We start from the raw sequence: 13705 nt of genomic DNA on the forward strand, positions 1-13705 counted from the left end.
TTTAAATAAATACATTTTCGAATTTAAATATTATGAGGGGATAACTCCACTCAGGATGACGAAACTCATCAAGAAGATTGAGAAGTTACACAAACTATTTTTGCCTCGATCTTTGGGTTTTTCCTAAGTCCTTATACCTTCAGCAAAACGATGATCAAATATTACTCTATTGATTGAAAGAAACACAACGCAAGGGTAAACTAAGCGCACTCTATAAAACAAGTGAGCACAATAGGATGTTTTTGAACTTATCGGAATTACAAGCCCGGATTGAACTGATCAGAACTCAATTAATCAGTTCAGCTGAAACCTGGATTGATACTCAAAATGATATCACCCTTAATCAGATTAAGGGTAATTGGTTGAATGCCGTAAAATCAGCAAACAGAGATGAAATGCAAAGGAAGTTACAAGAGGGTGATGTTCCTCTTGTTAGAACAGATCAGTTTATTCGCTCCCTTGGTGTCGCTTCATCATCCTCAGAAGAAGGTAGTTCTTCAGCCTTGGAAGTGGTGGATGAGTCTTCCAATAATCAGTATTACAGAAGTGTTTATAACCCTGTGGTTGACGAGCCTGATGCTAATTTAGTTCGCTTAAGCCAATTAACTACGGTGTTTGAACAGTTGTACCAATTGGCAGATTATTTAACTCCCCTGGAATTTCAGGTTTCATTCAGAGATTTGAAACTGGCTCATGCTATGGGAGTCAGTATGAATAATGAATGGTGCTATGTAGAGCCGGGTGTAGAGACAGTGCGTTGCTATACTGCGCGTTTACAACAAGGACAAGAGCAATTTAGACATGCCAGCACAGACAATGACAAATTGATCGGTTTGAATCAGATTCAGATAAACATCAGAACAAGGCAATTTGAACAGACTTTAAGAAGTTTAGCATCTACTGTTTGCTCGGCTTATGAGTTGGAAAAAGATCCTCGAAATAGGCTGGTTAGAATGTTCAGTGCCTATCTTCCCTGGCATGCCATGTTTCATCACGTGTTAACCAGTTTATTCGGGACAGAAGGTGTAACACATCCTGATAAGGATTCAATCTCGTTTTTAGACGCAAGGATAACTGAAATTACAACCCTGGTTGAAACTCACAATCAAATACCCCACGATGCAATCATTGCGGAATACCAAAGATTATTTCAAGTGACACAAATGGAGTTTGAGAAATTTAACCGGAAATTAGAAAATATGAGAGGAAATCTGGCTGTAGCGGATCAGATGGGGGCATTACATCATGTTGCATTGTTCTTGCCGACAGGTGTTACTGGATTTTATAGATTTTTCAACAGGTTACAGACTATGCCAAGACTATTAGGTCAAGCTGATAGTTCATTGCAAGATGATGAGCGTTTGATCGAAGGTGCCAATCATAATAGACAAGGTTATCATTCATAGAAAGAACCGAACCGGCGTTGCCGGTTCGGGTGTTTTCGAACTTAGAGCGACGGAAACACTGGATTAAGCGGCCATCGCCTGAACACGAGCGACCAGACGGCTTTTAATACGAGCAGCTTTATTTTTATGAATCAAGCCTTTGCTTGCGGCTTTATCGATCACTGGTTGTGCTTTGGTATAAGCAGCACGTGCAGCTTCCTGGTTACCAGCTTCTACCGCTTTTAGCACATTTTTAATATATGTGCGGTACATGGAACGTGCACTGGCGTTGTGTTGGCGCAGTTTTACGTTTTGACGGGCACGTTTGATTGCTGATTTAATATTTGCCACTTAGAAATCTCCACTCATTCAGATAATACAAAAGATAGTGATCATGCACAATGAGTTAGAATTTGTCAATATAGACCTTGATGTAACTTTAATAAATAAGGTATATCATAGTAGAAATTTACTTTTTTATACTTAAAGACATGTCAGCGACGGAAATTATGGTACCAAAACGACAAAGTTTATTACGATCAACTACTCTTGTTTCTGTAATGACCTTTGTATCTCGGATGGCAGGATTTGTGCGTGATATGGTCATTGCCAATTTTTTTGGAGCCCAGGCAGGGATGGATGCCTTTTTTGTGGCGTTCCGCATACCCAATTTTATGAGACGACTTTTTGCGGAAGGAGCTTTTGCCCAGGCCTTTGTTCCAGTATTGGCTGAATATCAAAAAACGCGTTCCCCAGAAGATGTTCGTACTTTTATAGCACGTATTTCAGGTTATTTAAGTGCCATCCTGACTATGGTTACTCTTGTTGGGATTATTGCTGCTCCAGTAATAATATTTTTATTCGCTCCGGGATTCAGTCATGACAGCATGCGTGCTGATTTGGCTACCGAAATGTTAAGGATTACTTTTCCCTTTTTAATGCTTGTCTCTTTAACTGCGATGGCTGGGGCGATACTGAATACCTATGGGTATTTTGGGGTGCCGGCGTTTACTCCGGTACTTCTGAACATCAGCATGATAGTGGCGGCAATCTATTTATGCCCTAATATGCCACAGCCGGTTGTTGGTTTGGCCTGGGGTGTATTGATTGCTGGTATTTTACAGTTACTGTTCCAGCTCCCCTTTTTATACCAACGGAATTTGTTAATAAAGCCACGAATCGTCCGAGATGATCCGGGTGTTAATAAAGTTCTTAAATTAATGATTCCAGCCTTGTTTGGGGTTTCAATCGCGCAACTTAATTTAATGGTAGACAGCATTTTTGCTTCCTTTTTAAAAGTCGGTAGTGTGTCCTGGTTGTATTACACGGATCGATTAACTGATTTTCCATTAGGAGTTTTTGGAGTTGCTATAGCTACTGTAATTCTCCCTCATTTGTCACGTAAACATGCCGAACAAAGTACTACTCAGTATTCTCGCGCCCTGGATTGGGGGTTGCGATCCATTTTATTAATCGGGATTCCAGCCGGTTTGGGGTTGGCATTATTTGCCATGCCGTTGATTGCCAGTTGTTTCGCTTACGGTAAATTTAATGTTTATGATTTAATTCAAACTCAAAAAAGCCTCGTTACTCTTGCGTTGGGAGTACCTGCTTTTATGTTGGTAAAGGTATTGGCCTCCGGTTTTTATGCGCAACAGGACATTAAAACACCGGTAAAGGTTGGGGCGATATCCATGGTGGTGAATACGCTGTTATGCTCCATTTTTGTTTGGCATTTTGCTCATGCGGGTTTAACCCTGGCTTCGGCTTTAGCAGGATATGTAAATTGTGGGTTGTTATTGTTTTTATTATTTAAACGACGTGTATTTCAACCCTCACCAGGTTGGTTGAAATACAGCGCCCAATTATTTATTGCGAATCTGGCAGTCGCCGCCTATTTATATTATATGAATGGAACAGTATCTTATTGGCTAAGTTTCCCACCATTACTCCGATTAAGTTTATTATTGGCACATGTTTTGGCAACAGTAGTGTTGTATTTATTGGTTTTGGGCCTTGCGGGGCTTAGGCCGAATCATTTCCGCGGTCAAATGAAGGAATAAGAATGATGCAAGCTGATTTATTTTATGAAACCCACAGTGTTAGAGCGATTCCTCTTTATTTAATCTCTCAAAATCAATGGGAAGAGGGGATAGACCATTTAAGCCCGGCAGAGCGTAACTGTTTTGCTTTGCGACAATTTAAAGGTAAATTGGGTGATTACTGCCTCATAATTAATGCCGATGGTGTGGTTGACAAGGCATATATTGGTTCTGGAAGTGGAGTTCAGGAATCAGCTTTGGCCAATGCTGCTATTCTATTGCCTCCGGGTAGTTATCAATTGCAGGAACAGTTAAGTCAGAGAGCTGCTGTTAACTGGGGATTGGCTCAATATCGTTTTGTTGACTATAAAAAATATGAGGTGCAACCTCGATTGTTATTGGTAGAAGAAGAACATTTAGCCGCAGTATTGCCTTTGGTACAATCCATCTATTTAGTCCGTGACTTGGTTAATACGCCAGCCAGTGATATGGGGCCTGCTCAATTAGCTCATGCAGTAGAAGAATTGGCCAAAACCCATAAAGCACAATTCAAACAATGGATTGGTGATGAATTACTCAAAGATAATTTTCCAGCCATTCATGCAGTGGGGAGAGCTTCAGCTTCTGCACCTCGTTTGTTGTCTTTAACCTGGGGGAGTGAGAAACACCCACGAGTTACTTTGGTAGGCAAAGGGGTCTGCTTTGACAGTGGGGGCTTGGATATAAAACCCTCATCTGGAATGCGATTGATGAAAAAGGATATGGGCGGTGCGGCTCATGTAATTGGTCTTGCTCAATGGATTATGCTACGCAAGCTGCCTGTACGTTTACAGATTTTTATTCCCGCTGTTGAAAATTCAATTGGTCCCGATGCGTTTCGCCCTGGTGATGTCCTGACCATGAGAAATGGTTTGACCGTTGAAATAGATAATACTGATGCTGAAGGTCGTTTGGTTTTAGCCGATGCTCTGGTGAAAGCTTGTGAAGACAATCCGGATTTGATTATCGATTTTGCGACATTGACTGGAGCTGCCCGTGTCGCAGTGGGAACTGATATGGCTGCCCTGTTTTCCAACAATGATCAATTGGCAGCAGAGGTAACAGCAGCGGCTAATAAAACACTGGATCCAGTATGGCGCATGCCATTATTTGCTGCTTATGACGATTTATTAAATTCAAATATTGCTGATTTGGCAAACTCCAGTGCTTCTCCCTATGCGGGTGCTATTGTTGCAGCGTTGTTCTTACAGCGGTTTATTACGAAAACTGTTCCTTGGGCGCATTTTGATGTGATGGCATGGAATACCAGCTCTAAACCTGGAAAACCCGAAGGAGGCGAGGCAATGGGAGTCTGTGCTGTTGCTGAATATTTATTACGTGTATATAGTCAGGATTAAAGAAGGAGATTTTTATGTTCATCACGTTTCGTTGCGATGCTTATGAGGACATTACTTATTTTAATGATGTAGCAAAACGCTTACTGTCCTTAATGGGACATAGTGGGACAGTTCCCGGAGCGCTTACATCTGATCAAGTCTCTGGCGCGCTACACAATTTGCAACACGGTCTTGAGCTGGAACAGAGTAAGAATCCTCCGGCCAGACACGATAAGGATGATGACAATGAGCCTGAAATCAGTTTGGCTAAACGAGCAGTTCCTCTGTTGAGTCTATTGAAAGCTGCCGAAAAGAACAATTCTGATGTACTGTGGGTTTCGTCAAAGTCTCCCGGTATTTAGGGGCTGTTGACAATTCCTCCCTACGTGTCGCGCATAAAGTCTGAACGATCCTCACTTTTTATACGTCATCCTCGCGAAAGCGGGGATCCATCTTAAAATTTAGCACAATACCACATTGTTGCATGGATCCCCGCTTTCGCGAGGATGACGATCTTATAAAAATTGCAAATTCAGATTAATTCATGTGCATTTCTAAAAGGTGAGGATCTCTCAGGGACAAGCCGCGTAGGGGTATGGGCTAAATTGTCAACAGCCCATTGTTTTGCAGTGAAAAAGTATTTTTATGACTCAATATTATGGGTATGTAACTCACATTTTTGGGATCGGTATTCCTTATAGTGCAAACGACTCAATTCTTTTTCAGCCTCTATGTTAGAAACCAGTTCCATTATTCGTTTAAATTTTCCATAAAAAAGAGGAATACTGGTCGCCATATTCAATAATATATCATTAAATCCTCTGGGTTCTTTATCATAGCCAATCTGGATTGGTGGTGGAGGCTCTGGACCTTCGCCTTGCAGATTATGAGGAATAAAACTGTCATCCCGGAACGTCCATAATAACTCATCAAGATGTTCTGCATCCTGTTTGTTATCACAATTAACAAAAACACGATGTCCTCTGATGTAGGCTTTTTCTAATAGACGACAGGCAACCAACCATTTTGCATCGGGTTGGTCGCTGGCTAATAAATAAAAATCAACGCGAATTGGCGACATGACGAATCAACTGGGTTAGTAAAGGAACTGGTCTGCCCGTAGCATTGCGTTTTTTCCCGGATACCCATGAAGTACCCGCAATATCCAAATGTGCCCATCGATAGTGTTCAGTATATCGGGATAAGAAACACGCGGCGGTAATACTTCCTGCGGTTCGATCAAAACTGGCATTAATCATATCTGCCAGAGGGCTGTCCAAGGCATCTTGATACGCATCATCCAAAGGCATACGCCAGATCTTGTCCTGACTTTCAACAGCTGCTTGTTCCAATAATTTAGCCAGTTCATCATCTTTGGTCATATAACCTGTCGAGACTGCTCCAAGGGCGACTATGATGGCGCCGGTTAGAGTAGCAATATCAAGTACAAACTCAGGATTATATCGTTCCGCATAAGTGAGTGCATCTGCTAAAACAAGACGGCCTTCAGCATCTGTATTGATAATCTCAACGGTTTGTCCCGACATGCTGGTAACGATATCACCTGATTTAACCGCGGCTCCGCTCACCATATTTTCAGCGCTGGCAATGAGCCCTATAACATTAACGGGTAGTTTTAAAAGAGCACAGGCTTTTAATGTGCCCAGGACACTGGCTGCGCCTGACATGTCGTATTTCATTTCATCCATGGCATTGGCCGGTTTAATGGAGAGGCCACCTGAGTCAAAAGTAATGCCTTTACCTACCAGAATAATAGGTGGGGCATCACCTGCGCCTTTGTATTGAATATCGATTAATCTTGGTGGCTCGCTACTCCCTTGTGACACTGCAAGCAGGAGTCCCATTCCCATGGCGCGCATTTCATCGGGTCCCATAACCTTGCAACTCATCTGATCAAATTGATTTGCCAATTCGAGTGCCTGTTCGCCCAGATAAGTGGGGGTACAGATATTGGCTGGCATGTTCGCAAGATGCCGAGTCATTTCAACACCTGAAACAATGGCTTTGGCTAATTCCAACGATTTTTCGCTTGCCCCAGGTAAATAAAAACTGATGGTTTCCAATTTGTGAGATTTTGGATTTTTTTTCTTAAAATCAAGAAGTTGATATCTGATATTATCAATTTGCACTATCATCTGTTCTAGTTGCCATTCTGCAGATTGATTGATTAACTGCGGCAGGCAAAGTAGTGCTGATGTGAACCGTTGTTTGATCAATTCATCCGTAATGTCACTGATTCTTTTTTGCAGGACAGTCGATTTAAAATCATTCTTTTTACCGAATTGAACAATCAGTAAACTATGCCCCTGCACATCAGATTGCCATAGGGCATCACCAGGTTCTGTGGCTCTCTGGCTCAGTTTTGTAATGATGCCATCGTGTTCCTTATCCAGATTTAGTGCATAATCCGGTAGTTCTGCATCCGAAAAAATGCCCAGTACAAGGCATTCGCTAGCCGAGAGAGAAGGGTTCTGAGTTAGTCCATAATTCATAGTGAGTTCCTGTTGCCACTTAAAGAGGGTTAGTTTACCTAATCTATACGAGCAATGAAACCAACATTTTATTGAGATTTTAGATTAAATTGCATCCCCTAAATTATCATGTGACTATGTCTTTATGGTATCCTAAAAAGTGTAGCTGCATGCATCATCCTCATGATAGGGGTATTGAGTGATCATTTTTCGTTATTTAACCAAAGAAGTGTTTCTAACTTTAATTGCATTAACTGCAATTTTAACGTTAATTTTTATGAGCAATCAATTTGTTCAATATTTAAATCGTGCTGCTTCAGGAAATATACCTGGAGTTATTATTATGAAGTTGATGATGCTGGAAATGCCCAATTTGATGGGATTGCTTTTGCCATTAGGGTTTTATATTGCATTATTGCTGGCATACGGCCGTTTGTATGCAGAAAGTGAAATGACCGTGATGGTCGCTTGCGGGTACGGCCCGAATCAATTGTTAAAACATAGTTTTATTATGGCAATTGTAGTAGCCATTATTGTTGCCGGAATTATGATTTGGGCAAGCCCTTTGATTGCTACAGAGCGAGCAAAACTGCTGAGGTCAACTGGAATAAAAACATTAATTCAAACCATTATGCCGGGACGATTTCATGCCATAAATGGCGGTCAGCAAGTGTTTTATGTTCAATCAATGAGTCGCGATCACACGAAAGCAGAACAGGTCTTTCTTGCAAAAAATACGGTTCAGGAAAACAGGATTCAATGGGATGTACTCTGGGCAGATAAAGCATTCGCTGAAGTGGACCCCGAGACTGGAGAGGAATACATTGTATTACAAAACGGGAAAGAGTATCAGGGAATTCCTGGGCATGCAGATTATCAGGTAGCTCAGTTTGCCGATTACAAATCACGTTTGCCTCATCCAATTGTCCGAATTAATGAGGATATTCGTACGGCAAAAACCTTCAGCTTGTTGCCATTGAATAATCCCAACCTGGAGAAGGCAGCGGAACTGCAATGGCGATTATCCATTCCCTTGATGGTATTAACCTTAACTTTAGTTGCTGTTCCCTTAAGCCGGGTTAGTCCTCGAACCGGTAAATATGCAAAATTACTGCCTGCTATCGTTGTTTATATCTTATATGCCAATTTTATGTTTGTTGCTCGGGACGCCATAGCATCTGGAACAATTCCCTTGTGGATCGGCATGGGGTGGATTCATCTTGCTGTGGTATTCCTTGGTCTGTTTTTAATCTGGCGTAATCAGGTGAAATTGGCATAATTATGAGAATAATCGATCGATATATTGCTAAAACTGTACTCTCAGCCATAGGTTTGGTTACGCTGATGTTGGCCGGTTTGCAGATTTTTATTTTGTTTGTTAATCAACTCGATGAGTTGGGAAAAATGGACTATGGCATTTCTCAGGCTGCTGTTTTTGTTTTTCTGCAAATGCCCTATCAAGTGTATCTGTTCTTCCCCATGGCCAGTTTACTCGGTTGCCTGATTGGTTTAGGGGTTATGGCCAGTCATAGTGAATTAGTCGTTATGCGGGCAGCTGGTGTATCCATTGGACAAATAACAACTGCAGTATTAAAAGCATCCATAGTTGTTATTATTCTGGTTACTGCATTGGGAGAGGTTTTAACACCAATGATGTCCCATTATGCCAACGATTATAAAACCGCAGCATTGAGTGGCGGTCAAACATTACGAACTCCAAAGGGCGTTTGGCTGCGTTATGGTAATGATTTTATATCAATAGCCTCGGTTTTACCTGGCAATGTACTACAGAATGTATATCAATTCCGATTTGATGATCATCATAACCTGAAGTTAGCTCGAGAAATCAGTGAGGTAAAATATGCAAATTACTCCTGGATGGCTTATGACGTGAAACAAACCGAGTTTACATCAGATCATACTCAGTCCAATACCATCCCCTCCCTGCTTTGGGATGTACCCGTCAAACCACAAATTTTGGAAATTACAGGTTCTAATCCTGATGAAATGACCTTGCATGAATTGAATCGCTATCTACGCGAACAAAAACGAAGCCAGCAAAACGCGCAAAATTACAAGATTGCCTTTCTGCAAAGAATTATTCAACCTGTAACCACTATGGTGATGATGTTATTGGCTATTCCATTTATATTTGGTCCTCTGCGTTCTTCTACGATGGGATCCAAATTGTTGGTAGGAGCAACAGTTGGATTCGCATTCCATATCCTGAATCAGTTTTTTGGACCGGTCAGTCTGGTATTTCAGTGGCCCCCGGAAATTGCAGCTTTAGGACCTACAGTAATTTTTGCCTTGATTGGATTTTATTTAATGAGGCGAGTGAAATAATGGCGGTATTCAGGCACTTGATTGAATTGTTCATTAATCCTTATTTCCTTTGTTTATTATTATTGGGAATATGTACCTGGATGTTATGGTTTCGTTCACATCCCCTGTTTGTTCGCAGAACTTTGCTTTTGGTGTTACTGATCATGACAGTAATCAGTACGGGGTGGTTACCAAGATACATGACTTATCATCTGGAGTCACAGTACACGATAGTAACAAAAACAGATCCCGATGTTCGTTGGGTCGTGGTGTTAAGTGGTGGCCAAACTCAGGCGGCCGGGTTTCCACCCAATGATTTATTGTCGTCGGCGAGCATGAAACGTTTGATAGAAGGGGTGAGACTCCAGAGATCATTACCTGAAGCAAAGCTGGTTTTATCAGGTGGCGGCTCTGCCGGCGATCAACCTGAAGCATTGCTTTTGGCAGAATTGGCGCGATGGTTTTCCATTCCTGATCAAAAAGTAGTTTTGGAAACCAAATCCATTAACACCGCAGATCAGGCTCGAGAATTGGTATCTCTGGTTAAGAAAGAGCCATTTTATTTGGTGACATCAGCCGTTCATATGCCTCGAGCTATGGCTTTATGTCAAAAGCAAGGGCTTCATCCCATCGCCGCACCTACTGACTTTACTTTTTTCTGGAGTACGGACAGTTGGGGCAAATTGATAATCCCTAATGCATACAATCTGGCCTATTTTTCCATTGCCTTGCATGAGGTATTAGGAAGTATATGGGCTTTCATGGTTATGGGGCAATGACCTGCCTCATAACCTGTATCAGAATTGAAATACTGCATGGGCAGTATTAGAGTCGACAAACTTTTTCGGCTATGGCGGTATGTTCATCTGTTGGTTTTAGTGGAGCTTCCTGTTGATTTCCAGAGGCAGCTGGGTGTTCTTTACTGTGAGACGAGTGTGCAAACATGCCAGTGACGCTCACTGTTCCCTTATGATCATGTGGAATATGTCTTAATCCAATATGAGCAATAGGTGATTCTTGTATTGCTTGTCGTAACTGTTCGAATAAATCGGTAGGTAATTTGGCTAAAAAATTGTTATGAAGGAGCAATTCTTTTAACTGAGGGAGCGCAATCAATTTAAGTATGCATTGAAATTTTTGCGGATTGAGACAACAGGCACGAAGAGATGTCTTGTTAAGGCTCAGTGAAGTGAGCGATGGATTTTGCTCTACCTTTTTAACAAATGCGCTCCAGTGTTCTTCACTCCATTGTTCCAGGCAGGCATTATCTAATACTAATTGGGAAGCTTTATTGACACTGTTCAAGAATACTGCCATTTCTTTTGATTTCATGTGTCCTAATTCATTTTTTACATAGGTCAATGAAGTACTGGAAGGTAGAGCCTCAACAATTTTTTTCAACTCCTCCAGATTGGCTTTATGGGATAACCCAGTTACAAAATTGCCAAAGATGCTTACTTCTGGCGCGAAGACTCTGGTACAAAACAATAAGACGGTTTGTTTATCGATGCTCAGTTGAGAAATCGTGTCCAGATCCGCCGTAAATCGAATTGGGTCATTGGGTTTTGTTATGGCTTCATGATGAAATGTCGCAACTATTTTAGCTGGGAAACTGTCATTAAATAGTATTGTATCGATTGGTTCATGAGGAGCGTATTGATAACATACCGCTGTTAATGCATGGAGAAAGTTTGAACGTGTTACTTGATCTTTACATGAGCTTATATATTTTACTTTAATAACAGATTCTGCTGCGCTCTCTCCTAAAAGAGTATTAGGGTGCTTATGTTTCATGTAATAAAAAATGAGATCACTTAGCGATACTAATTTATCTATTTCTTGAGTTTCGGAATAGTTTAGAAATGCTTCAATCGCTTGAGTGCATTCGTCAAAACTGAATTTGTTGAAGTTGCCTGGCATAATTCTCTCCTTGAACGCTTGGTTTTGTACACTGATCTACTATCTCGGCTAAAATGAGCCTTATTTTTTGCGCTTCGATGCTCACCTACTGATGTAAGCGCGACTTCGAAGCTCAAAAATAAACTCATTTTGAGGCAAGCTTGTGCTGAGTGCACAGCACCTAATGCTTTAAATCATTTAAAGTATTTTGAGAAATTAATTAAATCGCGCGCGATCGCATTATTTAAAATAATTAATCGTGTCCAGACTATATTGATCCTTTATGAATATCAACCCGGATTTTTATTAAAATCAGTAGGGTGTGCTTATACTGCCTGACCCGCTGCCCAACCGGAGGACCAGGCCCATTGAAAATTATATCCACCCAGCCAACCGGTTACATCCAGGGCTTCTCCGATAAAATAAAGTCCGGAGACTTCATTCACTTCCATGGTTTTTGAAGAAAGAGCATTACAATCAACCCCGCCTATAGTGACTTCAGCTGTACGATATCCTTCAGTTCCATTAGGTTTGACTATCCATGCTTGGAGCAGATGCGTAACAGATTCCAAATCACGGTTCGAAATTTCAGACAGTTTTGTTTGCGCCAGATTTTTAGGAATGAATACTTCTACAACCCGTTTGGGTAAATAATTGGATAAGACCGAGTTCAATTGTTTTTGTGGTGTATCTAATCGGGCTTCCTTTAAGATCTCAAGTAGTTCTTGTTCCGGTAACAGATTTATATGGATTGTTTCACCAGGCTGCCAGTAGGAGGACAGCTGCAAAATTGCCGGGCCGCTTAATCCACGATGAGTAAATAATACATGTTCACGAAATTGATTGCGTTCATTTTCAACCACGCTATCAACACCAATACCTGAAAGTACTGATATGCGTTCCTTATCGTGGACGTCTAAAGTAAAAGGAACCAGTCCTGCTCGAGTTGGCCAAACTTTTATATTAAATTGCTCAGCGATTTTGTATGCGAATGGACTGGCTCCCATTGTTGGGATTGAAAGCCCCCCGCTTGCGATCACCAATGAATGGCATTGAAAAGTTCCCTTGCTGGTATTAACTTTAAAACGCTTATCACCTGTTTTTTGAATTTTTTCAATAGAAGTATTTAAATGGATCTCGGCTTTGGCGTTCTCACATTCTAAAAGCAACATATCCACAATATCTTTTGATTTATTGTCGCAAAATAATTGCCCCAAGGTTTTTTCATGAAATGGGATATGATGTTTTTTTACCAGATTTATAAAATCCCATTGGGTATAACGGGATAGAGCGGATTTGAAAAAATGGGGATTGTGTGAAAAATATTTGTCTGGCTCAATGTAATAATTGGTGAAATTGCAGCGTCCACCGCCGGACATTAATATTTTTTTTCCTGCTTTATTCGCATGATCCAGAACAATGACCCGGCGCGAACGTTTACTGGCTTCAATGGCGCACATGAGTCCGGCGGCACCGGCGCCTATAATGATGACATCAATTTCTTGCATTTAGGATAAAGCTCGTTAAATACCAGCAGATGAACCGTATGGGCTTAGGTTTACTGTCAATTAGTTAAGTATTTTGTGTCCAAATTTATCCTTAATTCGTTCGGGATGAGGAGCGGTGAAACTCTTAACTTAATTGGAGTGCTAGTCAAATTTAATGCATAATGTACCATTTTATCATCCACGAAGCTATAAGTAACGCGTCCATTGCGAAGGCTTAGGCGTTCATTTGGAAACTTCTCAATAAATCCGTGAATTTCGTCATTCTGAACACACTAAAAACGCTCTAATTGCTGGTTCAATTCCACATTCAGGAGATCCCTCATTGCATTCGGGATGACGGTTATGTTTTGTCATCCTGAACGAAGTGAAGGATCTTCGAGTGCAAGCACAGTACCACCGCTCAGGAGATCCCTCATTGCATTCGGGATGACGGTTAAGTTTTGTCATCCTGAACGAAGTGAAGGATCTTCGAGTGCAAGCACAGTACCACCGCTCAGGAGATCCCTCATTGCATTCGGGATGACGGTTAAATTGCGTCATCCTGAACGAAGTGAAGGATCTCCGGGTGCAAGCACAGTACCACCGCTCAGGAGATCCTTCATTGCATTCGGGATGACGGTTAAATTGCGTCATCCTGAACGAAGTGAAGGATCTCCGAGTGCAAGCACAGTACCACGT

12 protein-coding genes are annotated in these 13705 nt (G+C 41.4%); 7 read left to right on the top strand and 5 right to left on the bottom strand.

What is annotated here, in order from left to right; genetic code table 11:
* The first annotated feature begins 242 nt into the window (after window positions 1–242).
* The gene (locus tag Lqua_RS11300) at window positions 243–1406 is read left to right on the top strand and encodes a hypothetical protein (RefSeq protein ID WP_157076142.1); all 1164 of its coding nucleotides are present in this window, start codon (window positions 243–245) and stop codon (window positions 1404–1406) included.
* Between the two features lie 63 nt (window positions 1407–1469).
* On the opposite strand, the gene rpsT is transcribed toward Lqua_RS11300, so the two are convergent.
* Window positions 1470–1736: a 30S ribosomal protein S20 gene (gene rpsT / locus Lqua_RS11305; protein ID WP_058474373.1), complete on the bottom strand. Its 267-nt coding sequence runs from the start codon at window positions 1734–1736 to the stop codon at window positions 1470–1472.
* 140 nt (window positions 1737–1876) lie between these two features.
* Here rpsT and murJ point away from each other — a divergent pair, with 140 nt between their 5' ends.
* The 3 genes from murJ to Lqua_RS11320 are packed head-to-tail and all read left to right on the top strand — an operon-like array spanning window position 1877 to window position 5165.
* Window positions 1877–3448 carry a murein biosynthesis integral membrane protein MurJ gene (murJ, locus tag Lqua_RS11310; protein ID WP_058474374.1) on the top strand — a complete coding sequence of 524 codons (1572 nt, stop codon included), beginning with the start codon at window positions 1877–1879 and terminating at the stop codon, window positions 3446–3448.
* A 5-nt stretch (window positions 3449–3453) separates the two neighbouring features.
* The gene (locus Lqua_RS11315; protein ID WP_058474413.1) at window positions 3454–4824 is read left to right on the top strand and encodes a leucyl aminopeptidase family protein; all 1371 of its coding nucleotides are present in this window, start codon (window positions 3454–3456) and stop codon (window positions 4822–4824) included.
* 14 nt (window positions 4825–4838) lie between these two features.
* On the top strand, window positions 4839–5165 hold the full coding sequence (locus Lqua_RS11320) for a DUF1840 domain-containing protein (RefSeq protein WP_058474375.1): 327 nt from the start codon (window positions 4839–4841) through the stop codon (window positions 5163–5165).
* 281 nt (window positions 5166–5446) lie between these two features.
* Here the strand turns inward: Lqua_RS11320 and Lqua_RS11325 are convergent, their stop codons facing one another.
* Entirely contained in the window at window positions 5447–5884 is a 438-nt protein-coding gene (locus Lqua_RS11325) for a DNA polymerase III subunit chi (protein WP_058474376.1), read from the bottom strand.
* The gene (locus Lqua_RS11330) at window positions 5865–7316 is read right to left on the bottom strand and encodes a leucyl aminopeptidase (RefSeq protein ID WP_058474377.1); all 1452 of its coding nucleotides are present in this window, start codon (window positions 7314–7316) and stop codon (window positions 5865–5867) included. The genes Lqua_RS11325 and Lqua_RS11330 overlap by 20 nt, the downstream gene beginning before the upstream one ends.
* Window positions 7317–7494: 178 nt before the next feature.
* On the opposite strand from Lqua_RS11330, the gene lptF reads away from it, so the two are divergent.
* From lptF to Lqua_RS11345, 3 genes are read left to right on the top strand one after another with little or no spacing between them, the layout of a single operon-like run.
* On the top strand, window positions 7495–8574 hold the full coding sequence (gene lptF / locus Lqua_RS11335) for an LPS export ABC transporter permease LptF (RefSeq protein WP_058474378.1): 1080 nt from the start codon (window positions 7495–7497) through the stop codon (window positions 8572–8574).
* Between the two features lie 2 nt (window positions 8575–8576).
* On the top strand, window positions 8577–9641 hold the full coding sequence (lptG, locus tag Lqua_RS11340) for an LPS export ABC transporter permease LptG (protein ID WP_420798061.1): 1065 nt from the start codon (window positions 8577–8579) through the stop codon (window positions 9639–9641).
* The gene (locus Lqua_RS11345) at window positions 9641–10399 is read left to right on the top strand and encodes a YdcF family protein (protein WP_058474380.1); all 759 of its coding nucleotides are present in this window, start codon (window positions 9641–9643) and stop codon (window positions 10397–10399) included. Before lptG ends, Lqua_RS11345 begins: the two co-directional genes overlap by 1 nt.
* 46 nt (window positions 10400–10445) lie before the next feature.
* Here the strand turns inward: Lqua_RS11345 and Lqua_RS11350 are convergent, their stop codons facing one another.
* Together Lqua_RS11350 and Lqua_RS11355 are read right to left on the bottom strand one after the other, a co-directional pair.
* Window positions 10446–11540 carry a hypothetical protein gene (locus Lqua_RS11350; protein WP_058474381.1) on the bottom strand — a complete coding sequence of 365 codons (1095 nt, stop codon included), beginning with the start codon at window positions 11538–11540 and terminating at the stop codon, window positions 10446–10448.
* Window positions 11541–11845: 305 nt separating this feature from the next.
* Entirely contained in the window at window positions 11846–13027 is a 1182-nt protein-coding gene (locus Lqua_RS11355) for a BaiN/RdsA family NAD(P)/FAD-dependent oxidoreductase (protein ID WP_058474382.1), read from the bottom strand.
* Between the last annotated feature and the right edge of the window lie 678 nt (window positions 13028–13705).

Origin of the sequence: Legionella quateirensis (genome assembly GCF_001467955.1) — a bacterium.
GTDB classification, from domain to species: Bacteria; Pseudomonadota; Gammaproteobacteria; order Legionellales; family Legionellaceae; genus Legionella; species Legionella quateirensis.

Coding starts and splice junctions, on each gene's coding strand:
- murJ (WP_058474374.1), top strand. CDS start 1,877: ATGTCAGCGACGGAAATTATGGTACCAAAACGACAAAGTTTATTACGA.
- Lqua_RS11315 (WP_058474413.1), top strand. CDS start 3,454: ATGCAAGCTGATTTATTTTATGAAACCCACAGTGTTAGAGCGATTCCT.
- Lqua_RS11320 (WP_058474375.1), top strand. CDS start 4,839: ATGTTCATCACGTTTCGTTGCGATGCTTATGAGGACATTACTTATTTT.
- Lqua_RS11325 (WP_058474376.1), bottom strand. CDS start 5,884: ATGTCGCCAATTCGCGTTGATTTTTATTTATTAGCCAGCGACCAACCC.
- Lqua_RS11330 (WP_058474377.1), bottom strand. CDS start 7,316: ATGAATTATGGACTAACTCAGAACCCTTCTCTCTCGGCTAGCGAATGC.
- lptG (WP_420798061.1), top strand. CDS start 8,577: ATGAGAATAATCGATCGATATATTGCTAAAACTGTACTCTCAGCCATA.
- Lqua_RS11345 (WP_058474380.1), top strand. CDS start 9,641: ATGGCGGTATTCAGGCACTTGATTGAATTGTTCATTAATCCTTATTTC.
- Lqua_RS11350 (WP_058474381.1), bottom strand. CDS start 11,540: ATGCCAGGCAACTTCAACAAATTCAGTTTTGACGAATGCACTCAAGCG.
- Lqua_RS11355 (WP_058474382.1), bottom strand. CDS start 13,027: ATGCAAGAAATTGATGTCATCATTATAGGCGCCGGTGCCGCCGGACTC.